Source organism: Candidatus Pantoea persica, assembly GCF_013753875.1.
Classification (GTDB): domain Bacteria; phylum Pseudomonadota; class Gammaproteobacteria; order Enterobacterales; family Enterobacteriaceae; genus Pantoea; species Pantoea persica.
This window is the reverse complement of sequence record NZ_SMDS01000010.1, coordinates 309,706-331,365: the sequence shown is the minus strand read 5'-3', so window position 1 is coordinate 331,365 and position 21,660 is coordinate 309,706. Positions and strand designations below refer to the sequence as shown.

At 56.6% G+C, this 21,660-nt stretch carries 24 protein-coding genes and 12 pseudogenes; 27 read left to right on the top strand and 9 right to left on the bottom strand.

Translation table 11 applies throughout. The features are described from left to right. Nucleotides 1–103 precede the first annotated feature (103 nt). A pseudogene (locus EIO60_RS03965) lies at nucleotides 104–288 on the top strand (YceK/YidQ family lipoprotein). A 4-nt stretch (nucleotides 289–292) separates the two neighbouring features. Here the strand turns inward: EIO60_RS03965 and EIO60_RS03960 are convergent. The 3 genes from EIO60_RS03960 to EIO60_RS03950 form a co-directional block, all read right to left on the bottom strand. Continuing rightward, nucleotides 293–691: a MysB family protein gene (locus tag EIO60_RS03960; protein ID WP_258575954.1), complete on the bottom strand. Its 399-nt coding sequence runs from the start codon at nucleotides 689–691 to the stop codon at nucleotides 293–295. A gap of 103 nt (nucleotides 692–794) precedes the next feature. Further along, a complete protein-coding gene (locus tag EIO60_RS03955) occupies nucleotides 795–1,061 on the bottom strand; it encodes a hypothetical protein (protein WP_258575953.1) in 267 nt (88 codons plus the stop codon). Between the two features lie 557 nt (nucleotides 1,062–1,618). Then, nucleotides 1,619–2,542 (bottom strand): Kdo(2)-lipid IV(A) acyltransferase, encoded by a 924-nt coding sequence (locus tag EIO60_RS03950; protein WP_258575952.1) that lies wholly within the window; start codon nucleotides 2,540–2,542, stop codon nucleotides 1,619–1,621. Between the two features lie 239 nt (nucleotides 2,543–2,781). On the opposite strand from EIO60_RS03950, the gene trhO reads away from it, so the two are divergent. Then, nucleotides 2,782–3,831, top strand: a complete 1,050-nt coding sequence (trhO, locus tag EIO60_RS03945; RefSeq protein WP_258575951.1) for an oxygen-dependent tRNA uridine(34) hydroxylase TrhO — start codon at nucleotides 2,782–2,784, stop codon at nucleotides 3,829–3,831. 44 nt (nucleotides 3,832–3,875) lie between these two features. Here the strand turns inward: trhO and solA are convergent. The 3 genes and pseudogenes from solA to EIO60_RS03930 form a co-directional block, all read right to left on the bottom strand. Continuing rightward, a pseudogene (gene solA, locus EIO60_RS03940) lies at nucleotides 3,876–4,184 on the bottom strand (N-methyl-L-tryptophan oxidase); the annotation flags it as partial. Between the two features lie 122 nt (nucleotides 4,185–4,306). Next, nucleotides 4,307–4,684 carry a Mor transcription activator family protein gene (locus tag EIO60_RS03935; RefSeq protein WP_258575950.1) on the bottom strand — a complete coding sequence of 126 codons (378 nt, stop codon included), beginning with the start codon at nucleotides 4,682–4,684 and terminating at the stop codon, nucleotides 4,307–4,309. Next, nucleotides 4,678–4,890, bottom strand: a pseudogene (locus EIO60_RS03930) (regulatory protein GemA); the annotation flags it as partial. The gene EIO60_RS03935 and the pseudogene EIO60_RS03930, both read right to left, overlap by 7 nt. Nucleotides 4,891–4,926: 36 nt before the next feature. Between EIO60_RS03930 and EIO60_RS03925 the strand changes: the two are divergent. The 21 genes and pseudogenes from EIO60_RS03925 to EIO60_RS03835 form a co-directional block, all read left to right on the top strand. After that, complete coding sequence (locus EIO60_RS03925; RefSeq protein ID WP_258575949.1) at nucleotides 4,927–5,148, top strand: hypothetical protein; 222 nt, start codon at nucleotides 4,927–4,929, stop codon at nucleotides 5,146–5,148. Continuing rightward, nucleotides 5,145–5,600 (top strand): phage virion morphogenesis protein, encoded by a 456-nt coding sequence (locus EIO60_RS03920; protein WP_258575948.1) that lies wholly within the window; start codon nucleotides 5,145–5,147, stop codon nucleotides 5,598–5,600. Before EIO60_RS03925 ends, EIO60_RS03920 begins: the two co-directional genes overlap by 4 nt. Nucleotides 5,601–5,822: 222 nt before the next feature. Continuing rightward, the gene (locus EIO60_RS03915; protein WP_309484678.1) at nucleotides 5,823–6,770 is read left to right on the top strand and encodes a peptidase; all 948 of its coding nucleotides are present in this window, start codon (nucleotides 5,823–5,825) and stop codon (nucleotides 6,768–6,770) included. A gap of 156 nt (nucleotides 6,771–6,926) precedes the next feature. After that, nucleotides 6,927–7,762 (top strand): annotated as a pseudogene (locus tag EIO60_RS03910) (hypothetical protein). 18 nt (nucleotides 7,763–7,780) lie between these two features. Beyond that, nucleotides 7,781–8,119 carry a capsid cement protein gene (locus EIO60_RS03905; protein WP_258575947.1) on the top strand — a complete coding sequence of 113 codons (339 nt, stop codon included), beginning with the start codon at nucleotides 7,781–7,783 and terminating at the stop codon, nucleotides 8,117–8,119. Between the two features lie 13 nt (nucleotides 8,120–8,132). Further along, nucleotides 8,133–9,797 (top strand): phage tail tape measure protein, encoded by a 1,665-nt coding sequence (locus tag EIO60_RS03900; protein ID WP_258575946.1) that lies wholly within the window; start codon nucleotides 8,133–8,135, stop codon nucleotides 9,795–9,797. Then, a complete protein-coding gene (locus EIO60_RS03895; RefSeq protein ID WP_258575945.1) occupies nucleotides 9,797–10,159 on the top strand; it encodes a phage tail protein in 363 nt (120 codons plus the stop codon). The genes EIO60_RS03900 and EIO60_RS03895 overlap by 1 nt, the downstream gene beginning before the upstream one ends. Nucleotides 10,160–10,393: 234 nt before the next feature. After that, on the top strand, nucleotides 10,394–10,573 hold the full coding sequence (locus EIO60_RS03890) for a hypothetical protein (RefSeq protein WP_258575944.1): 180 nt from the start codon (nucleotides 10,394–10,396) through the stop codon (nucleotides 10,571–10,573). Between the two features lie 11 nt (nucleotides 10,574–10,584). Next, nucleotides 10,585–10,829: pseudogene (locus EIO60_RS03885) on the top strand (tail protein X). Continuing rightward, a complete protein-coding gene (locus EIO60_RS03880) occupies nucleotides 10,817–11,512 on the top strand; it encodes a phage late control D family protein (protein WP_258575943.1) in 696 nt (231 codons plus the stop codon). The pseudogene EIO60_RS03885 and the gene EIO60_RS03880 overlap by 13 nt, the downstream one beginning before the upstream one ends. Nucleotides 11,513–11,722: 210 nt before the next feature. Further along, complete coding sequence (locus EIO60_RS03875; RefSeq protein ID WP_258575942.1) at nucleotides 11,723–12,001, top strand: hypothetical protein; 279 nt, start codon at nucleotides 11,723–11,725, stop codon at nucleotides 11,999–12,001. Nucleotides 12,002–12,101: 100 nt separating this feature from the next. Next, nucleotides 12,102–12,380 (top strand): GPW/gp25 family protein, encoded by a 279-nt coding sequence (locus tag EIO60_RS03870; RefSeq protein WP_374058122.1) that lies wholly within the window; start codon nucleotides 12,102–12,104, stop codon nucleotides 12,378–12,380. Then, nucleotides 12,371–12,522, top strand: a pseudogene (locus tag EIO60_RS03865) (baseplate protein); the annotation flags it as partial. The gene EIO60_RS03870 and the pseudogene EIO60_RS03865, both read left to right, overlap by 10 nt. Nucleotides 12,523–12,578: 56 nt before the next feature. Further along, on the top strand, nucleotides 12,579–12,866 hold the full coding sequence (locus tag EIO60_RS17250) for a hypothetical protein (RefSeq protein WP_508278740.1): 288 nt from the start codon (nucleotides 12,579–12,581) through the stop codon (nucleotides 12,864–12,866). 3 nt (nucleotides 12,867–12,869) lie between these two features. Then, nucleotides 12,870–13,247: a phage tail protein gene (locus tag EIO60_RS03855; protein WP_258576056.1), complete on the top strand. Its 378-nt coding sequence runs from the start codon at nucleotides 12,870–12,872 to the stop codon at nucleotides 13,245–13,247. Between the two features lie 79 nt (nucleotides 13,248–13,326). Then, on the top strand, nucleotides 13,327–13,485 hold the full coding sequence (locus EIO60_RS16500; protein WP_374058115.1) for a hypothetical protein: 159 nt from the start codon (nucleotides 13,327–13,329) through the stop codon (nucleotides 13,483–13,485). Between the two features lie 67 nt (nucleotides 13,486–13,552). After that, entirely contained in the window at nucleotides 13,553–13,900 is a 348-nt protein-coding gene (locus tag EIO60_RS16495; protein WP_374058124.1) for a hypothetical protein, read from the top strand. Nucleotides 13,901–14,241: 341 nt separating this feature from the next. Continuing rightward, nucleotides 14,242–14,440 (top strand): annotated as a pseudogene (locus tag EIO60_RS17095) (phage tail protein); the annotation flags it as partial. Nucleotides 14,441–14,686: 246 nt separating this feature from the next. After that, nucleotides 14,687–15,001: a hypothetical protein gene (locus EIO60_RS16045; RefSeq protein WP_309484677.1), complete on the top strand. Its 315-nt coding sequence runs from the start codon at nucleotides 14,687–14,689 to the stop codon at nucleotides 14,999–15,001. 21 nt (nucleotides 15,002–15,022) lie between these two features. Continuing rightward, nucleotides 15,023–15,325: pseudogene (locus tag EIO60_RS16485) on the top strand (tail fiber assembly protein). A 42-nt stretch (nucleotides 15,326–15,367) separates the two neighbouring features. Then, nucleotides 15,368–15,721, top strand: a pseudogene (locus tag EIO60_RS03835) (helix-turn-helix domain-containing protein); the annotation flags it as partial. Nucleotides 15,722–15,806: 85 nt separating this feature from the next. On the opposite strand, the pseudogene EIO60_RS03830 reads toward EIO60_RS03835, so the two are convergent. Further along, nucleotides 15,807–16,099, bottom strand: a pseudogene (locus tag EIO60_RS03830) (elongation factor P-like protein YeiP); the annotation flags it as partial. 158 nt (nucleotides 16,100–16,257) lie between these two features. On the opposite strand from EIO60_RS03830, the gene EIO60_RS03825 reads away from it, so the two are divergent. From EIO60_RS03825 to EIO60_RS03810, 4 genes and pseudogenes are all read left to right on the top strand, one after another. After that, nucleotides 16,258–16,512, top strand: coding sequence for a YkgJ family cysteine cluster protein (locus tag EIO60_RS03825; protein WP_258575939.1), 255 nt, complete (start codon nucleotides 16,258–16,260; stop codon nucleotides 16,510–16,512). A gap of 256 nt (nucleotides 16,513–16,768) precedes the next feature. Beyond that, nucleotides 16,769–17,815, top strand: coding sequence for a fused PTS fructose transporter subunit IIA/HPr protein (gene fruB, locus EIO60_RS03820; RefSeq protein ID WP_258575938.1), 1,047 nt, complete (start codon nucleotides 16,769–16,771; stop codon nucleotides 17,813–17,815). 8 nt (nucleotides 17,816–17,823) lie between these two features. After that, complete coding sequence (fruK, locus tag EIO60_RS03815; RefSeq protein WP_258575937.1) at nucleotides 17,824–18,765, top strand: 1-phosphofructokinase; 942 nt, start codon at nucleotides 17,824–17,826, stop codon at nucleotides 18,763–18,765. A gap of 13 nt (nucleotides 18,766–18,778) precedes the next feature. Then, a pseudogene (locus EIO60_RS03810) lies at nucleotides 18,779–20,348 on the top strand (fructose-specific PTS transporter subunit EIIC). Here the strand turns inward: EIO60_RS03810 and nfo are convergent. Then, nucleotides 20,290–21,135: a deoxyribonuclease IV gene (gene nfo, locus EIO60_RS03805; protein WP_258575936.1), complete on the bottom strand. Its 846-nt coding sequence runs from the start codon at nucleotides 21,133–21,135 to the stop codon at nucleotides 20,290–20,292. The pseudogene EIO60_RS03810 and the gene nfo overlap by 59 nt on opposite strands. 55 nt (nucleotides 21,136–21,190) lie before the next feature. Continuing rightward, nucleotides 21,191–21,598: pseudogene (locus EIO60_RS03800) on the bottom strand (putative sulfate exporter family transporter); the annotation flags it as partial. Nucleotides 21,599–21,660 lie beyond the last annotated feature (62 nt).

Sequence of the window (21,660 nt, the reverse complement as noted above, 5' to 3'; positions counted from 1 at the left end):
TTTTTTGGCAGAATAAAGGCATGACGGACAGGACGAATTCTCTACAATAGCCGCTGACCAGAATGAGTATCGCAAGTGAAAAGTTTACTGAAGTTAACGGGCGCTGCTGCTGAGCGGATGCGGCAGTACTATCAGCCGCGCCATGCCCGGATAGGGGCACGGCAATCAATACTATCCAGGCGTGCAGTGGAACGTGTGTGACGGCGCGTGGTGACGATCCTTGACCTGCCGCTGTCGCTGGTGGTGGATACGCTGCTGTTGCCGAGCGACGCCCAGCACGGCCCCTGAGTAGTTACAGCAGGCGATCGGATTCGCTGTTGTCATCATCCCACTCCTGAGCCGCAGTCTCGCCTTCTTCGGTATCGAGCGGCGGCTCCAGCTGAAATTCGCCCTCATCCCATTCGTGCAGGGTATTTTCCGCTAACCACTCCTGGCGCAGTTCGATCTCATCGAAATCGCCGTCGAAAATGGCCTGCGCCGCCTCGCTGCTGCAGATGGGCAGGCATTCGCTGCTTTCGCCTTCCTCTTCAAAGAACTCAGCTTGCCACATGATATCGCCATCCTGCATCACGTACTTCTGCAGACCAAACTGACCAATGCTGGCATCCTCTTCTTCAATGTCAGGATGATCGGCGAGAAACTCTTCACGTGCAGCATCAATGGCTTCTTCTAAGGTACTGAACATGCTCATCACTTTTCTCCTTGCCTGATTAACGGGATGTCAGAGAAGGATAGACGAAAATTTTCGGATGACGGGTGAAAAAGAGGAGGCGGGAAAGAAAGTCATCCCGGTTTCACAGCGACTTCTCCGGGAAATGCAGTACAGGGCGCACCGTTTCGCGGATAACCGGTGCGGAATAGCGAATGCAGCATTTGATGAAGCGTTTCACCTTTTTGAAATTAATGCGGGCAATAGATAATGCCTGGTTCAGGTTATAGAGAGTGCCAATAAATACCATGTCATTTTTATTAGGCATGCGTTTGCACTCTTTACAGTGCAGATAGTGATAATTTTCCTGATCGGTACTGATATTTACGTAGTAATAGATGCCTTTATTCATTTTTATGTTCCCACTAGAGATTTGCTGTGTATAATATTTTTATTTTTTAAACACAGATAAATTATCTCGCTGTCTGAGGCGAAGTTACCGAGATGTTTCTGAATGTTCAAAATCCATAAAGGTCTAAAGATGATAATAAAAAAATTATTATGAGTATAAGCCAGCATGGACCAGAACAATCGCTTGTAAAATAAGTTAATTTTTCTTCACACATAAGCCAAGACAAAGTGTTTTCACTTGATAAATAGAAAAAGACCTAGAATATAAATAATTCAGGGCCATCTCAGAAAAAGCGTAAACATTAATTTAGTAGCGGCTATCCTGGCGAAAAGGCAATTAACCTTTGAGAGGCAGTGTGATTATTTTAGCGTCCGTAATCAATTATTTCAGCCGCGCAAACCGGATAAGCCTTACTGGAGTTTAGCTTGGATCGTTAAAAGCGGTCTGCAAAAATTTAACCTGATTAATTAGGCAGTTATTTCCGTATGGCCAGTTTTGTTAACGTTAGGAGAGATTAAGCAAAAGGCAGGCGGGAATGGGCATTCCCGCCGCTGCAGTTAATAGCGCGAAGGTTCGCCTTCGGGACGCGTTTTAAAACGACGGTGCAGCCACATATATTGTTCAGGTGCCAGCAGCACCCCTTCTTCCACTACTTTGTTCATTTGCGCGGCGGTCGCCACATCGCTCTCCAGCGGCATCTGCGCGATGACGTCAGGCATGATCAGCATCTCATAGCCGCGACTGTGCGGCAGACGACGCGGCACGAAGGGCACGACGTGCGGCTTGCCGCTGCGGATAAGCAGATAGGTGCCGACCGTGGTGGCCGCTTTCTCTACGCCAAAAAACGGCACGAACACGCTGCTGCGCGGGCCATAGTCGTGATCCGGCGCGTACCAGATAATGTCGCCGTTTTTCAGCGCGCGGATCATGCCTTTTAAATCTTTGTGGTCCAGCATGCTCTTGTTGGAGCGCATGCGGCCCCAGGTCTGCAGCCAGTTCAGCAGCTTGTTGTCATTCGGACGATAAACGCCGATGCCCGGGTTATAGATGCCGAAGATGCGCGCGCCCAGTTCGAGCGTCAGAAAGTGCATGCCGATCAGCAGCACGCCGCGCTGCTCGTCCTTTGCCTTCTGGATATGCTCCAGCCCGGAGACGGTGAACCATTTTTTGATGCGCCAGTCAGGCCAGAACCACGCCATGCCGGTTTCGATCAGCCCCATACCCACCGATTCGAAATTATGCTTCACCATCGCCTCGCGTTCGCTGGCGGGCATATCGGGAAAGCAGAGTTCCAGATTACGCTGGGCGATAGCGACGCGCCGCTTCATAAAGTGCATGGCGATGCGGCCCAGGCCGCAGCCCAGCACGTAGAGCAGCGGGTAGGGCAGCAGCACCAGCAAATAGAGAAAGCCGATACCGATCCAGGTCAGCCAGTAGCGGGGATGAAGGAGTTCTCGGGAAAATTGAGGCAGCTGGGTCATATGAAAAAGTTTATCCTGCGCAAGGCACCCACCGGTGCAAATATCTCGTTGATTTCCCCTATTGTGCCAGCTTTTCCACTGAGCTGAAATAAACTCGGGCGATTAGGGCCACGCGCCGGACGTCGGTGCCAGCGCTGCCAGCCCGGGCGGAACCGCGATCGCGATCAATTTCCTTTGCATCCTGACGCATTGCTGTATCATGTGCGGCGCAATTTTTCTTCCCAACAGGAATGAACACCATGCCAGTGTTACACAACCTTGTTAACAATAAAGAGCTGAAGGCGCGCATGCTCGCGGAAACCGAACCGCGCACCACCGTCTCTTTCTACAAATATTTTCAAATCGCCGATCCGAAAGCCTTTCGAGATGCGCTCTACTTCGGGCTGACCGAACTCAAGGTATTCGGTCGCGTCTATGTCGCGAAAGAGGGCATCAACGCGCAGATCAGCGTGCCTGCCAGCCTGTATGAAAAAATGAAGGCCTTTATCTACGGCTTCGATCCGGCGCTCAACAATCTGCGTATGAACTTGGCGCTCGACGACGACGGCAAATCCTTCTGGGTGCTGCGCCTGAAGGTGCGCGACCGCATTGTCGCGGACGGCATTGAGGATGAGAGCTTCGACGCCAGCGATGTTGGCACCTACCTGAAAGCGGCGGAGGTCAACGCCATGCTTGAAGATCCCAACGCGCTGTTTGTCGATATGCGCAACCACTACGAATATGAGGTGGGGCGTATCGACAACGCCATGGAGATCCCGGCCGACACCTTCCGCGATCAGCTGGCAATGGCGGTCGACATGCTGAAAGATCAGAAAGACAAAAAAATTGTGATGTACTGCACTGGCGGCATTCGCTGCGAGAAAGCGAGCGCCTGGATGCGTCACAACGGTTTTGACGACGTCTACCACATTGAGGGCGGGATTATCGAGTATGCGCGTCGCGCGCGCGAACAGGGTCTGCCGGTGCGGTTCAAAGGCAAAAACTTTGTGTTCGACGAACGCATGGGCGAGCGTATTTCCGAAGATGTGCTGGCGCAGTGCCATCAGTGCGGCGCGCCGTGCGACACTCACACCAACTGCGTGAACGATGGCTGCCATCTGCTGTTTATTCAGTGTCAGCGCTGCACAGAGAAGCTCCAAAACTGCTGCAGCCCGCTCTGTATGGAAGAGGCGCAGCTGTCGCCGGAAGAGCAGCGCGCGCGTCGCGCCGGTCGGGAAAACGGCAACAAGATTTTTAATAAATCGCGCGGCCGCCTGACGATGTCGATCCCGGCGCCGGAGAAAGAGTAAGCCACAGCGCCTGACGCGCCAGCGTCAGGCTTTATTCTCTGCGGCTAGCGGGCGAAGCGGCCCAGCGAGAAGGGCGCGAGGTTAAACGAAAAGGGCTTATCGCAGGCAAACTCCTTTGCCAGCTCGCCCAGCACGCTGGCGAACTTAAAGCCATGCCTGCTCAGATCGGTCACGATCAGCCGGTTCGGCTCACCCGACAGGTCGATAATAAAATCTTCGTCCGGACTGATATCGTAGCTGCACGCCTCGCCGTGCAGGCAGACGCCCACACCTGGCAAAAACTGACGCAGAAAGCCAAAGGCTTAGCTGCCGTCGGCGGCGACGCTGCCGAAGGGGTTGCGATCCTGCGGCTTGCTGATAGGACGTGAGATATTTAAAAGGGAAACGTGCGATAAATGTGGATCTACCTGGGACAAACTGGATCTATCTGGGACAGGTTACGGTAATTAAGTTTCACTATGTGCAACAAGAAACGTCATTGAGACGGCTTATCTTCATCTTCAAACAGAGTGCCCTGGATGCGTGCCAGCTCTTCTTTTTTAACCCGTTGAACTACCGAATAAATCCACTGTAGCGAGACTTTGTATTTACGCGCCAGCGCGTGGTGGTTATGGCCGTTGAAGTCGGCAAATATCTCCCGGTCGTGCTGGCTGACTTTCCATATCAGCCCCATCGGGAAATAGACATTTTGCCCGCCCCAGACCACCGCCATCATCTGACTGGCGACGGCATCGCCTATCTGGCTGGCAACAGCGGGGTCAACGTCGATAATCTGCCTGACGGTCTGGGCGGTGTGCTCGGCCAGCTCAACCAGTAACTCCGGCCCTTTGCTACGAAAGGTATTCTCTAGCATGATGCTGCCCTCGCCACGCGTTTTTGCCACTGCTTGAGTTTCTCGATAACCTGGCTGGCCTGTTGGCTATCCAGCCAGTAAGGCGAATCGCAGCCGGTTTCCCGTTTAACAAAGTGTGCCAGGGCTTTTGCTGACGCATCACGAACAATGCCCTCCTGGGCCATCGCCTGCCACAGGGCCTGCATTTTCTGGAGTTGCGGACGGTCCTGTCAGCGCGTGATGTTAAAGCGCGCGGGCTAACGGTGGAAACGTCCGGCGACCGCCTGCGCTGGTCGTTGCAAGTGGTCTCGCGCAAAACTGGCGAAATGCAGCCGGTAGCTCAGCTGACGCTCGACCCGCATACGGTGTTTTCCCCAGATATCGGCTGGTCGTATAATCCCGGTGAAGGGTATCGACCGGACTTAACCCGCTATCAGGGGCCGTTACCCCCCTTAGCCGTCAACACTGTGGGAAGAACGGAATGACCTCTACTATTCTGTCGGTTGAGATAACCGATAACGATCTTAAACTGGCCCTGAAGCACCTGGAGAACGCTGCTTACAACCTGACCCCGCTGATGTGCCGCTGGTCTGAAACGCTGAAAACCGCCACCGACCTGAATCTTGAAGCGCAGGAGCGGCCACGCTGGCAACCGTCGGTCGCGGCACTGGCCCGCCAGTGCATGACGCTCTCCCAGGACGAGTATTTACGCCGCAGCGTGACGCCGGAATATGATGCGCACCAGGTACTGGTCGGCACGAATCGCGTTTATGCCCGACTTCATCAACAGGGTGGAAAAGCGGGACGCGGTAGGTCAGTGACGCTGCCCCTGCGCCCTTACCTTCCGGTATTCGAGGGGGGACAGCTACAGGCTGAAGTCAAACGCCAGCTGCTCGATGAGGTCCTTGATTATCTGCAACAGGCCACTCACTGCTAAGCGCTGCCTGACGCGCTCGGGAGGTTAAATGATACAACGCGATACCCGAGCGTGTTTCCGCCCTTTATAAAGCTTTATAAACCCCTCACTGACACGGTTATCCCTGATAGCCGCCTCGTCATTCATCTGCTTTCAAAAATAGACGCAAATGAAAACCTTTAAAGCCCTTTAAAAGGGAAATGCGCCGACCTGGCATACACTGCTGCCATTAATGGAGGTGCCATGAAATCCCTGCATATTTTTACGCGCGGTCGGCATAGGGATAGCCACGGGCAGGTCCTGAACGTGAGCGAGCAGGATTTACGCGCCTGTGCGGATGCCTACGATCCGGCGTTACATGAAACCCCGATAGTGACCGGCCATCCGACCACGGATGCACCCGCTTACGGCTGGATCAAACAGCTGTCGGCGCAAGGACGTGATCTGCTGGCAGAGCCGCAGCAGGTTGATCCGGCTTTTTCTGAACCGGTGACGGCGGGCCGCTACAAAAAAATCTCGGCGTCGTTCTATTTACCCCACGCGCCGAATAATCCGGCTCCGGGTGCCCTGTATTTACGCCATGTCGGTTTTCTTGGCGCACAACCGCCTGCTGTTAAAGGGCTGCGCGCGGTCTCTTTTGCGGACACCGAGGACGGGGTGGTGGAATTTACTAAAGATCTGGATGACAGCCATGACTCGCTGCTGGTTCGGTTACGGGCGTTACTGAACCACTACGTGGGTACCCCGTCTGATCCCCCTGCGCTAACCACCAGGACCCTGGCGTTTTCTGAGCCTGGGATTGTCAACCCTTATCCCACAACGGAGAGCCTCACTGTGGAAAAAAACGAAATCGAAAAGCAGCTGGAAGCCGAGAACGCGACGTTAAAGCAACCGATTAGTGCCCATCAGGCCGAAAAGGCAGAGCAGGCCGCTAAAGTCGCTCATGACGCCAGTGTGGCCTTTGCCGAAACGTTGATGAACGACGGGCGACTGGCCCCGGCGGGACAGCCAGTGGTCGTCGCGTTACTGGATGCACTAACCCAAGGTGAAAAACCGCTGGAGTTTACCGAAGGCAGCCACACCCGTCCACTGGTAGAAGCGGTTAAATCGCTGCTAACCTCATCCGCCCCGCTGGTTGATTTTCGCCCACAGGCGGTACCGGGTAGACTCAGCACGCCGCAAAAAGTTTGACCTTCAGTGAGCGAGCATCCGATCCGGATGCGCTGCATCAACAGGCCATGGCGCTTAAGGCGCGTGAGTCCATCTCTTACGAAGCGACGGTGAAGCGCTGCCTGTCAGGAAAGTCCTATGTCTGATTATTAAAAAAGCAAACGCGTCAACGACCCGGTGCTCACCCATATTGCCGCTGCATACCGCAACGCCAGCCTGCTTTGGGAAAAGTTGTTTCCTCTCGTCCGGGTAGGAAAAGAAGGCGTCAAGGTGCCGACCTTTGGCAAGGGCCGCCTGGCGCTGTATGAAACCAAACGGGCTGTCGGGGCGGACAGCAATATCCTGTTAAGAGAGAAACAGGCGGAATTAATGTTCAATGAAGAAATCAAGGCGATTAAACAGGCTACCGACGGTATTTTGCTGCGTCGTGAGCAGTATGTCGCCGAGCTGGCGCAATAGGCTTCGGTCTATGCCATCAACGCCACCAAAACCTTGACGGGAGAGGCCGCCTGGAACAAGAAAAATGGCGATCCACTGAAAGATATTGAAGCCGGGATGGTAGTAGTCCGGGCCAATATCGGCCTGTGCCCCAATGTGATCACCATGGGGGTAAGCATGGTGGCGCTGTTGCGCTTCCATAAGTGTTGCAAGACGAGCTGGGCGGGAACGAACGCAAACGTATCACCACCGAGATTTTAAAAGATTTATTCCAGGTGGATGAGGTGCTGATTGGCGCACCCATTCAGCTGGCGAAAGACGGTAAAACCACCACCGACCTGTGGAAAGACAACCTGATGCTGCATGTCGTCAATTTTCCGTCAGCCGGCAGTGATAGTGCGGATGAGCATAGGCCGTCTTTTGGCTACACCTTCCGCCGTCAGGGAATGCCACTGGCCGACCGCTTTGACAGTGTCGGCGGTAAGGTGGTGAATATCCGCTACACCGATATTTCCAAGGTAGCGATGGTGGGCAGTGAAGCCGGGTATCTGATTAGCGGTATTAAAGGAGCGTAAAAGATGGTCACGCAACAGGTGGTACTAACCACGACCGTGGTGGCGGTGGAGGCGTTAACCGCTCGCCGTCTGGTGGGGATTACGGCAAAACCCTTTAAGGGCACAGGGACGGAACTCGGTGTCGCCGAGGTCTCCGGTAAAAAAGGGGACAGCGTACCGATTAATGTGTTGGGCATCATGGCGGTAGAAGCCGGTGCCGCGATTAGCGCCGGTGAACTGCTCAAGACCGACAGTGAAGGCCGGGTGGTATCAGAAAGCGCGTTAACCGGCGGCGGGCTGCCCGCTTCAACGGTGGGGGTGGCCATGGATGCCGCCACCGCCGTAGGCGAGATTATCCGTATGGTCAGAGGTATCTGATGGCCTCCCACAAATGACCAACGTGGCCCAGGGCAAGGCGGCCGTCGCGGAGATGATCGCCGCCTTGCAGGTAGCCAAAATGGGCGCAGGTAGCACCGATAAAGCGGCAAACAATTTTAATAACTTTCTTGAAAAACCGTATGCACCGGAAACCCCAAAACGTTTTGCGGATGTCGGTATCGATATTGAAAAATCCTTAATGCAACAAAAAGCGCACGGGATTTCGCCGATTGAAGGGATGATGAATACCCTGCAAAGCTATCTGGCGCAGAAGAGTCCCGAGGCGCTGGCACAATTTAAATCAGCGATGGCGCTGCAGGACGATACCGCGCGCGATAAGGTATTACTCGCTTTACGGCAGAACTTTGCCTTAGGTGAACTGTTTGCCGATATGCAGGTGATGGCCTTTGTGCATCCAATTTTGGCCAACATGGACAAGTACCGGCAAATCCGCGCCCAGGCCCTGGCGGCTGCGGACAAGGATGTATTGGCAGGCGATTATAAAAAACGGCTGGCCTCACCGATTGAGCAGATGAAAAAGTTAGGCGTTGCCAGTCGAGAGCTGTCACTCAGTGTCGGTGAATCACTCTCCCCCGCTGTACTGTCGTTAACGCAAACAGTTCTGCCTTATCTGAATGCAGCCAGTGGTTGGGTCAAGACCCACCCTCAACTGGTCAGCGGTATCGCTAAAACTGTGGGCGCTATCCTGGTGTTTAAGGGTGCACAGCTGGCTGTTCGTCTGGCACTTAATCTGCTGGGTTCACCGATACGCCTGTTGTGGGGCGGATTTACCCGCCTGCGTACCGGCTGGTTATTACTCAGCACCACCTTTGGCATGGGGGGACGCTTAAGCCGACTGGCGGGCAGTGTGGGTCGATTGGGCAAGGTGTTAGCCGGTGGGCTGGTGACGGGCCTGCGCCTCGCCGGACACGCACTGCTGTGGCTGGGGCGGACACTGATGTTTACCCCTATAGGCCTTGCGATCACTGCGATTGCCGCCGGCGCTTACCTTATTGTCCGCTACTGGACGCCGATAAGCGCTTTATTTAACGCCCGTTGGGCCGAGGTGAAACAGGCGTTTTCCGGCGGTATGGCTGATGTCGGTGTGCTTATCCTTAACTGGTCACCCGTGGGGCTGTTCTATAAAGCCTTCGCCGGAGTGATGGGCTATTTCCATGTTGAACTGCCCGCCCACTTTACCGATGCAGGTTGCCAGCTGATTGATGGTCTGGTCAACGGGATCAAGAGTCGTTTAACCGCCGCCAAAGAGACGATTGTCCATTTTGGTGACAGTGTGTCGGGCTGGTTTAAGGAGACGCTCGGCATACACAGTCCCTCAACGGTCTTTGCCGGATTGGGGGATAATATTGTGCAGGGCGCGGTGCTGGGCATTACCCGCACCACGCCCGCGTTAGAACATGCCGTCGGCGGCCTGATGCCGCTGATGCAACCACCGTTCCCGCGTGTGCCCAACTGGCCTGATCCCCCGATCCCCCCTGCCGGTCAGGGGAAGGCATTTTCAGGAACGCAGATCACTTTTGCGCCGCAGATTGTGATGAACGGTCAGTCTCGGGCGACCCTGGCGGCGTTGCGTGATGCATTGACTATCAGTGTGCGTGAGCTGGAAAAACGCCTGGCGCAGCTGATGCACCAACAACAACGGCGGGACTTTCACTGATGCTGGCGATCCTGGGCGAAATTGAAGTGCTGTTACAGACCGGCTTTACCGCGCTGGAAGCCCCCCTTGACGGTGAGTTTGCCGAGCAGGCGCGCATTGGCCGTAAACCGGGCCTGCAGTGGGTCGGCGACAAGTGCGATGAATACAGTTTAAGCGTGCGGTTTCATCAGCAGTGCTGTCAACCGACCGCGCAATTGCAACGGCTACAGGCCGCCTGTCGTGCTCATCAGGCACTGGCGTTTGTGCTCGGCAATGGCGAGTACTTGGGGCATTTTGTGATCACCACGCTCACCGGTCGCACGCTGTTGGCCCATGCCGACGGTATTGCCCCAATGTCTGGAGGTCGATATCAGTCTGCGTAAATTTACCGGCGATCTGCGCCAACTGCTTAAGCCGCCGGCACTGGCCACGGCCTCACACTCGATCCGGGTGGTGCGTTAGATGAAAACGGATCCAGTCGCGGCGTTAACACGCGTCACTAGGGTGATAATAGCCTGGGTGAGGTAGCTATCCCGTTGATGCATGAGCTATCGATGCTCGCGGGCCTGGAGGCCCATTTTTCTGCGGCGAGTAGCCTGACCCGTGCGGCGGGCAAGGTGGTGACCACGGCCAGCCAGGCGAAGAACACGCTGGACACCCTGACGCCCGGTACCAGCCAGGCACTGCCCGGGGTGCTGGATACGGTGGCCGGTCAGGTGGGCGGTGCGGTCAGTACCTGGAACGACGTCGCTCCGATGCTAAGCCGTTTGACCGGTCATCTGATGACGCGTCGCTAGGAGGAAAAACCATGTCTGCACGCCAACATGAAAAAGCACACAGCCAGGGTGCCTGGCAGCATATTACCCGTGAGGGCGAGCGCTGGGATACGCTGGCCGCCCACTATTACGGTGACGCATTGGGTTATGTGCGGATCATTGCCGCCAATCCAGTTATTCCGATCACACCGGTGTTGCCTGCCGGCATCACCCTGGCGCTATCCCGCTGATTAACGCACAGGACACCGTGGAGGAGACACCGCCATGGTTGCGTTAACGACACAAAGACAGCAGGCGGTACCGGCCCCAACCTGGACCCTGCATTATGGCCCAAAAGACATCACGCACGATATCACCCCGGACGTGCTCGGGATCCGCTTTACCGATCAGCTCAGTGGCCAGTTTGACGAGCTGACGGTCGAACTGGAAGACAGCGCCGGGCGCTGGCACGGGGCCTGGTATTCGGGTAAAGGCGATACGCTCTCATTGGCGCTCGGCATGGTCGGCGCGCCATTACGTCCCTGTGGTATCTTTTCTATTGATGAAATAGAACTCATTGGCCCGCCTGATACGGTGTCGCTGCGCGGGTTATCCGCCTCGGTGACGGTGGGGCTACGGACCCGTAGCTACCGGGCGTTTGAGCAGACCAGCCTGGCGGCTATCGCCCGGCGTATTGCACAAAAACATCACCTGACACTGGAAGGGCATATTGCGCCACTGCCCCTTGACCGGGTGACGCAGCAACATGAAACCGACCTGGCTTTTTTGCGCCGTCTGGCGGAGGAATATGGCTATATCGTCAAAGTCACTCCACACAAGCTGATTTTTTCTGAACGCGTCAGATTGCGTGAGGCAGCGCCGGTTAACGTCATTACCCCGCAAGCCGTCAGCCATTACAGCCTGCGCGATACTAATACCCAGAATAACAAGGATTACGGGCTACCCGATGTGGGTGAGTAGGTGAGTCTGCTGCCGGATGCTGACGGCGATGATGGCGTGGCGTTAGGGGCCGTGTATTCCGATGTTGACCCCCCCCCCCCCCACGGTGGCAAACCACGATAAACGGCGGATGGATTTTGCCGATGGGACCGTTGTCGAGTATGACCGAAAAAACCACGCGATGACTATCGGGGGCAATATACAGACCCTGACGCTGACCACCCAGGCCACGTGCTGATTCAAACGCAAACTGCCAGTGTGATAGCCCGCGATATTCTCACCCTGGACAGCCCTGAAACTATCGCGACGGGCAATTTTAATGTACAGAAACGGTTAACGTATCAAGGGGGACTATCCGGGCGTGGTGGTGCCGACATTGACGGCTCAGTGGGCATTAAGGGTGGCATTCAAACCACGGAAGATATTAAGACGGCACAGACATCCGTTGATGACCATGCCCCCATAGTAATGGGCATGACGGTAAGCCTACCGGCAAGCCGTTATAAGTGAGGGAGGAACGCGTTTGATGAACATAATGACAGGTCTTGGCACCGCAGACTGGCAACCCGCGCTGCACGCGTTGGGTTAACGGGTCAGTGGCGTCGAAGATATTCAGAAGTGCCTGCGACTGATTTTAGGCACCCCAAAAGGCCGCGACCCGCATCGACCGGATTTTGGCAGTGACCTGTATCGCTATCTGGATATGCCGGTAGAACGCGCCTTGCCGCATGTGGTACGGGAAACGGTGGAGGCCATCAGACGCTGGGAGCCCCGATGCGAATTACATCAGGTCACGCTAGATGCGCAGGGTGAGCGGGTGAATCTCCTGCTGCGCTGGCGACTGCCAGGCAGTCAGGCTCACCAACAAACGGAGGTTGCATGGCGCTAACCCTTGAGAAGCCGGTTTTTGTTGCAGCGGATGCGCAGGCTATTACCCGCGAGATGATCACGGCCTATGAAGCGGCCAGCGGTAAAACCCTGTGGCCGGCGCAGGCCGAGAGGTTATGATTGACCTGTGCGCCTACAGGGAAACCTATGCGATTAGCGCCCAGCTGACCTTTTATGCCAACCAGCCGGGGGGCCGGTACTGAAACAGGCGCGGCAGGCCGCTGAGCAGTATGTCGCCCGCCAGGCTAAACAGCTGGGTCGGGATATTGTACCCAGTCAGATTATCGCGGCACTCTCGGTAACGGGCGTTTACCGGGTGCAGCTCACGAGTTTCAAGACCCTTGAGCCGACGGTACTGGCAGCGCAGGCGGCATGGTTACAGCAAATTGACCTGACGCCGCTGCTGGTTTATCTGCTGGATATGACCGAGGCGTCGTCCTTGCCCTGGCTGGCTGGGCAACTGGCTTTGACCGGTATCAATGGCTGACATCTGGCGGAATCGGATGATGCCTGCCGCGTGATGCTGAAATCGGCGATAACCCTGCATCGGTATAAAGGCATACCCTGGTCACTCCGTACCATGATACGGGCGTTGGGGTTGGGGGAGGTAACGATACCTGAAGGCGCGGCGGCGCTAAAACCTGAACAGGCGACAGCGTATCCCGATAGTGAGACGTACTGGGCGCTGTATCGGGTGATGCTCAATCGGCTTATCACTAATGACCAGGCAGCAAAATTACGCGAGACATTGGCGGCGTTTGCGCCAGCGCTTAGCGAACTGGTGGCGCTGGATTATACGGCAGTGCCGTTGCGCTATAAAAATCAGACGACCTATTATAACGGGCGCTATAATCATGGCCGCAGCTAAAGGCATACAAAAATGCTGACTGAATACGCATTCGTAGAATATATTATCATCAAAAAACTAGGGCATGGAATAGTGCAACATGAAGCACGATGAAATGAGCCATTTAAAAGAACAGGCCGAATGGGAATCCGGTATCTACCAGATAGAGACCTCCGATCCGCTATTGGGTGGGCCAGACGGTATTACCAACCGACCCGCACGTGAACTGGCTAATCGGACCGCCTGGTTAAAGCAATAATTAAAAGAGGCCGAAGCGGCGTTGACTGCACATACGCGCTCCCGAAATCACCCGGATGCAAGCTTAGGTGAAAAAGGTTTTGTCAAGCTCAGCAATGCTAACCAGAGCAGCAGTGGCAACCCCCAAAGCGGTAAAAATTGTCAATGACAGGCTGAATACGGTAGTCGACCATGCGTTTTCCGATTTAGATACGCTGAACAAGCTCGCGCAGGCCATCAGCAATAACCCGAAATTTGCCGAAAGCGTGACGCAACTTCTGAGCCAAAAGCTGGCAAAAAATGAAAATGGTGCCGACATCCCGGACAAAAATCAATTTGTGAAAAACCTTGGTTTGTTGGAAAAAGAAAATCGGTGGATTAATAGACAGATTTTTAACACGTTAATCAGCGGTAATCTTGACGGCAACGCGGTATAAGCAACAACATTGCAGACGGCGCGAAAGATTAACGGCGTACCCTTTAATGGCTCGACAGGCATTAGTGTCAATACGCTGGTATCCCGTGGCCGGGTTCCGGCATTAAGTGGCCTCAATCAGGGTGCGTCCGGTATCCAGCTGTATGAGGCCTACAACAATGGTATCCGACCCCTTACGGTAATGTCATCCATCTCAACGGGGCTGGCGGGGAAGGTGAATTGTTGCTGAGCTGGAGCAATACCAGTGGTGCTCATGCCCCGCTTTATATTCGCAGTCGTCGGGATTTTAGGAATGCGCCCTGGTCCGCATGGGCGCAGGTTTTCACCGCCAACGAACTGGCGGGTATCCCGTTGCCGTTCCCGGGTGCAATTCCCCCTTCTGGGTGGTTGAAATGCAACGGGCAGGAATTTAACAAAACAACCTATCCGGTTTTAGCCTCTCTACCCCACCGGCAAGCTGCCAGACCTGCGCGGCGAATTTATTCGCGGTTGGGATAATGGGCGCGAGGTTGATCTGGGGCGCGGCCTGCTATCGACACGGAATGATGCGATGCAACCGATAACAGCAAAATGGGTGATAGACGATCAAGCCGCGGGTGGAGGTATCGATTATCCCCCCCTCCGGGGCCTTACACATCGACAGCACCGCGAGGGTTAATTACGACGCGTCATCAACATACCATAGAGGTGGCGCACGCGGGGTGTTTGATTCATCGCGACAAACGCGAACTGCCAATGAACCCCGCCCGCGTAACATCGTCTTTAACTACATTGTGAGAGCAGCATAATGAGCAACTATTCAACGGATATTGAAACTGCCGAATTAGGCGAAAACGGCCTCAGCAAAAATGCAGGCTGGATAACTGTCTATCATGTGCATCCGGACACACGGGAATACCTGAGTGCCAGCGATGAGTATCTGATTGTGGATGTAGGTTTACCTGCGCACAGTTACCCCGATAACCTCGTGTTACCGCCTTCCGATCAGGCATTACGGCGTAGCCTCGACGGGTTGTATTGGGAGTATATACCCGATTATCGAGGTAAAACCGTTTACAACACCGGAACACGTGAAGCCTCGACTGTCGCGGCGATGGGTTAGCTATCCGAGAAGGTAACGCTACTGCCTCCGGCAACGGAATTTGATACCTGGAACGGAAAGGAATGGGTAACATACAAAGCGGCCCAGCAAACAGCAGAAGTCCAGGCGTCGCAGCAGGCGGCAAAGCAGGAATTAGCATAACGGCTGACAGTTGCGAGTGCGCGTACTCAGCCGCTACAGGATGCGGTAGACCTCGATATGGCCACTGAGGCAGAAAAGGCCCAGCTTGTCGTGTGGAAAAAATACCGCGTGCTGCTTAACCGGGGGGATATCAGCAAAGCGCCGGATATTGAGTGGCCGGAAGCGCCTGATAACGATGCATAGGCGCAGCATTATGCCGCCCTTACTATATAGTTAAAAGCAATGTTGGAAGATGAAGGTATTCATTTTCATAGTTTGACGGATTCCATTGATACTTCTACTACGTCCGCAGGGCGTTTTTTCTTTGATGTGATGATTGCGTTGGCGCAAATGGAGCGGGAGCTGATTGTTGAACGTACTCAGGCAGGTCTAGCCGCAGCGAGAAGCAGGGGAAGTATTGGCGGTAGACCTTGCGTATTATCTTCTGCACAGCAAGAGCAGGCTAAAAAATTACTTGAGTCCGGCCATGATAGAAAACAGCTGGCATTACTGTATGGCGTTTCATTGACCAGCATCTACAAATATTGTCCAGTTGATCGTACGACTCGAACAGGCCAAAGTGCCTCCGATAAAAAATGACAGTGTAATTTCGTTGCACTGATGGAAACAAAAGTAGCCCGTCATTTATCGCCCGTTTTGGCTTCAAATATCGCACGCCGCATCAATCCCGCTTAAACGAGTAGGGGGGTAGTCCTCATCGTCCATAAAGACATACTCGTCGCCGTCAATATAGGAGAAGGTTACGCTGCGGCGGCTGAGCTGGATGGCGTCGAGAATATCGTCGCCCTTAAAGCGCTCCTCCACCCTCAGTCCGGTGCGAATATCGGTAAAGCACATCTTGTAGAGCGTAACGGCGCCGCGCGCGCTCGGGCTCTGGATATCGATATCTTTGACCAGTAGCAGCTTGCCGTTCCAGCTCACCGCCATTCCTTTTTTGATCTCATTCGCTCTTGGCATTGCAACTCTTGCTTAAAGAAAGATTCCGATGCGCGCCACGTTACTCGCGCCAGGGTAAACAGGCAATATGGCGCTGGAAATATTGCGGCCGCAGGCGGGCATGGCTTTCCGGCGCACGGACTGTTATTGTCGCGCTCTCTTTCCCGCTGGAGCGTATCATGCAATGCCGTAGTCAGTGCGGCGCCTGTTGTACCGCGCTCTCCATCTCTTCGCCGATTCCCGGCATGCCGCATGGCAAGCCCGCCAATACCCCCTGCGTGCAGCTCGACGCCGACCTACGCTGCAAGCTGTTCGGCTCGCCGCTGCGGCCCGCGGTCTGCGCCGGTTTGCAGCCCGCGCGCGACATGTGCGGCGAAACTCGTCACGACGCCATGATCTATTTGCTGAAGCTGGAAGCGGACACGGCGCCCTGAAAAGCTGACGCTTTTCCTTGTGCGAGCCGCTCGTTACAGCATCCACTTCAGCGCCTGAATCCCAATTTGTCGACGGCGCAATTGAAATGCGCGTAACGCCAAAAACCTGCTACGTATTTTTACGCAATTTCTTGCATGCCCAGGTGCGCTGTTCCAGACTACTTGATACGTTTCAGCTGTTGGCTTTTTCCTCATCTTGCGACGCTTTTAACGACCGCAAGGCTGAAACGATTCAATTCAGTAAGCGAGGAGATATATGTTCCAGCTCGAACTGCAGGCCATCTACACCGGAGCCGCTGCACAGAATAAAGAAGAGGCGATACGCCAGGTTGCAGCGGCGCTGACGGCGGCGGGCAACGTGGCGGAAGGCTACGTCAACGGCATGCTGGCGCGCGAACAGCAGACGTCCACCTTTCTGGGCAACGGCATTGCGATTCCACACGGCACTACCGATACGCGCGACCTGGTGCAGAAAACCGGCGTGCAGGTGTTTCAGTTTCTGCAGGGCGTCGCCTGGGGCGAGGATCAAATTGCCTATGTGGCGCTCGGCATCGCTGCCAAATCGGACGAACACTTGGAGCTTCTGCGCCAGCTGACGCACGTGCTGAGCGACGACAGCGTGGCTGAACAGCTGAAAACCGCGTCGGCGGAAGATCTGCGCGCGCTGCGGATAGGCGAAAAGCAGGCGGCTGAGTTCAGTTTCGACACCTCGCTGATCACCCTCGACGTGGCGGCTAATGATTTAATCACCCTGCAGGCGCTGAATGCCGGCCGGCTGCAGGCGGCCGGCGCGGTAGACGCCAGCTTCGTCGCTGACGTAGTGGCCTCGACGCCCCTCAGCCTCGGTCAGGGCATCTGGCTGAACGACAGCTGCCGCGGCAATCTGCGCAGCGCGGTCGCGGTCAGCCGCGCGGCGTTGCTAGGCGAGCAGGTTGCACTGCTGGTGACGGTCGCCGCCACCGACGATCGTCCGCTGGAGGTGCTGAGCTACCTGAGCGCGCTGCTGACCAGCGAAGTCGACGAGCAGGCCGAGGTGCTGAGCGCGGATTTCACCATCTGCAACGAGCACGGTCTGCACGCGCGTCCCGGCACAGCGCTGGTAAGCGTGATCAAGCAGTTCAACAGCGACATCACCGTCACCAATCTCGACGGCAGCGGCAAACCGGCCAACGGGCGTAGCCTGATGAAGGTGGTGGCGCTGGGCGTCAAGAAAGGCCACCGCCTGCGCTTTACTGCCAGCGGCGAAGATGCGCAGCAGGCGCTGAACGCCATTGGCGAAGCAATCAACTCCGGCTTGGGCTAGGGGGTAGCATGAGCAGACGCGTCGCCACTATTACCCTGAACCCGGCCTACGATCTGGTGGGATTCGTCCCAGAGATCGAGCGCGGCGAGGTTAACCTGGTAAAAACCACCGGCCTGCACGCCGCAGGCAAGGGTATCAACGTCGCCAAGGTGCTGAAAGATCTGGGCATTGACGTTACGGTGGGCGGTTTCTTCGGCAAAGAGAACCAAGACGGCTTTCAGCAGCTGTTCAGCGAGCTGGGCATCGCCAACCGCTTCCAGGTCGTGCCGGGCCGCACGCGCATCAACGTCAAGCTGACCGAGCAGAACAGCGACGTCACCGACCTGAACTTCTCCGGCTTCGAGGTCAGCCAGCAGGACTGGGATTGCTTTACCAGCGACTCGCTGACTTGGCTGGGCCAGTTCGACATGGTGTGCGTCAGCGGCAGCCTACCGGCTGGCGTGCAGCCGGACGCCTTTACCCGCTGGATGAGCGAACTGCGCACCTACTGTCCGTGCATTATCTTCGACAGCAGCCGCGAAGCGCTGGTGGCGGGCCTGAAGGCTGCACCCTGGCTGGTGAAGCCAAACTGCCGCGAGCTGGAGATCTGGGCCGGCCGCAAGCTGCCGACGCTGCAGGACGTGATCGGCGCGGCGAACGAGCTGCGCGAGCAGGGCATCGCCCACGTGGTGATCTCGCTGGGCGCCGAAGGCGCGCTGTGGGTCAACGCCTCAGGCGAGTGGCTCGCTAAACCGCCAGTGTGCGAAGTAGTGAGCACCGTTGGCGCGGGCGACTCGATGGTCGGCGGCCTGATCTACGGCCTGCTGATGCGCGAATCCAGTGAACACACGCTGCGTCTTGCGACGGCCGTGGCGGCCCTGGCCGTTAGCCAGAGCAACGTCGGCGTGACCGATCGTACCCGGTTGGCCGCGATGATGGCTCGCGTCGATCTGCAACCCGTTAACGGATAGCAGGAGAGCGATAATGAAAACGCTGCTGATAAAAGATCCTTCTATTGGGCTGGCTTCCGCCTAGTATGATGGCGCAACAGCGGCTGACCGCCGCTGCTGCGCAGGCGGGCGTGACCCTGACGGACAACCCGGCTGAAGCGGAGCTGGCGATCGTCGTCGGCCGCGAGGCGAGGTGCCGAACGATGGCGCGCTGCTGCTGCGGCACCGGCCGCCGCGCAGCTAGCCGCGCAAAAACGTATGGTCGCGGTGACCGCCTGTCCGACCGGCGTGGGCGCACACCTTTATGGCCGCCGAGGCGATTCAGGCGGAAGCGACCAAACGCGGCTGGTGGGTGAAAGTGGAAACCCGCGGCTCCGTCGGCGCAGGCAACGCCATAACCCCGGAAGAGGTGGCGGCGGCCGATCTGGTGATTGTGGCGGCAGATATCGAGGTCGATCTGGCGAAATTCGCCGGCAAGCCGATGTATCGCACCTCAACCGGGCTGGCGCTGAAGAAAACCGCGCAGGAGCTGGACAAGGCGGTTGCCGAAGCCAAACCCTACAAGGCGGCTAGCGCGCAGAGCGGTGCACCGCAGGAAGAGAAAAAAGAGAAGGCGGGCGCCTATCGTCACCTGCTGACCGGCGTCTCCATATGCTGCCGATGGTGGTGGCGGGCGGCCTGAGCATCGCGCACTTCTTCGCCTTCGGCATCACCGCCTTTAAAGAGCCGGGCACGCTGGCGGCGGCGCTGATGCAGATCGGCGGCGGCAGCGCCTTCGCGCTGATGGTGCCGGTGCTGGCGGGCTTTATCGCCTTATCGATCGCGGATCGTCCCGGCCTGACCCCATGCCTGATTGGCGGCATGATCGCCACCACCATCAACGCCGGCTTCCTCGGCGGCATTGATCGCCGGCTATGCGGCAAAGTTGATCAGCGGCAAGTTCAAACTGCCACAGAGTATGGAGGCGCTGAAGCCAATCCTGATCATTCCTCTGGTGGCCAGCCTGATCACCGGCCTGCTGATGCTCTACATGGTGGGTAAACCGGTCGCGGCGATCATGAGCGGCCTGACCACCTGGCTGGCGAACATGGGCACGGCTAATGCGGTACTTCTAAGTGCGATTCTGGGCGGCATGATGTGTAACGATATGGGCGGCTCGGTGAATTAAAGTCGCCTTCGGCGTCGGCCTGCTGAGTTCGCAGACTTATGCGCCGATAGCGGCGATTATGGCAGCGGGTATGGTGCCGCCGCTGGCGATGGGCCTCTGCTTTACCTCCGAAGGGGCGATTCCGTTCGCGGTGCGCGACCCGATGCGCGTGCTGCCGTGCTGTATCGTCGGCGGCGCGAAGCTGATGGCGCCGCACGGCGGGCTGTTCGTGCTGCTGATCCCCGGCGCGATCACGCCGGTGCTGGGTTACCTGCTGGCGATTATCGTCGGTACGGCTATCGCAGGTCTGGGTTACGCCATCCTGAAACGTCCGGAAGAGGAGCTGGTGAAACCTGATCCTTGCCCTAAGAAAAAAAGGGAGCCAGCTGGCTCCTTTTTTAGTTTTTCTGCTCGGCCTTCAGCCAGGCGATCTCATCTTTCCAGATATCGGGATTGATGGTTTCCAGAATCAGCGGGATGCCGTCGAAGCGAGCATCCTTCATCAGCCAGCTGAACACCGTTTTACCTATGTTGCCTTCGCCCAGGCTGTGGTGGCGGTCGACGCGGCTGCCAAAGGCGCTCTTGGCGTCGTTGAGGTGCATGCCGCGCAGATACTGGAAGCCGACAATGCGCTCAAAGGCGGCGAAGGTCTCTTCGCACGCCGCCTCGGTACACAGATCGTAGCCGCCCGCAAAAGCGTGGCAGGTATCGATGCAGACGCCGACGCGCGACTTGTCCTCGACGTGCTCGATAATGGCCGCCAGATGTTCAAAGCGGAAGCCGAGATTACTGCCCTGACCGGCTGTGTTCTCAATCACCGCCACCACCTGCGAGCTGTTATCCAGCGCGATATTCACTGACTCGGCGATGCGCTTCAGGCACGCCTCTTCGTCAATCTTGTTCAGATGGCTGCCGGGATGGAAGTTCAGCAGCCCCAGCCCCAGTTGTTCGGCGCGCTGCATCTCGTCGATAAAGGCGGCGCGTGACTTCTCCAGCGGCTCCGCTTCCGGATGGCCGAGGTTAATCAGAAAGCTGTCGTGCGGCAGGATCTGCTGCGGGCCAAAATGATACTTTTCGCAGGCGGCCTTAAAGGCGTCGATGGTCGCCTTTGAGAGCGGGGCCGCCTTCCACTGCCGCTGATTCTTGGTAAACAGGGCAAACGCGGTGGCTTCTAGTTCGTGGGCACGAATCACTGCCTGCTCTACGCCGCCAGACGCGCTGACGTGTGCGCCGATATATTTCATGCCGCTTCTCCTGAACATAGCTGACTCAAATGAGGCCGCAGCATACCTGATGCGCTCAGCGGGCGAAATGCTGCACCAGCAGATTGATGGCGCCGCCGCCGACCATCAGCCGTACAAACACCATCAGCCCGAGCAGCAACGGTTTCGCGCCCGCCTTACGCAGTGCGCTGAAGCGCGTGGTGAGGCTGAGCGTCGCCATAGCCATCGCCAGCAGCAGGTTGGCCAGCTGGTTAAGCGCCGCGATCCCCGCGGCCGGCGGCAGATGCAGCGAGTTAAATAGCGCCACGGTGATAAATCCCAGCGCAAACCAGGGAAAGGCTATGCCCTGACGCGGCGCGTGCGACGGCTGCGCCGCCAGCCGCCAAGGCAGAGCAAAAACCGCATGGCCGGCCGCAACCACCTGCGCTACCTCATGGATGGTTGAACCGGTAAAAATGCTGAACTGCGCGGCGAGGAGCGACGGCAGCTGCGTCTGCGCCAGCAGCCAGACAGGGGAAATCGGGGAAAACTCAGCTCAGCCATATC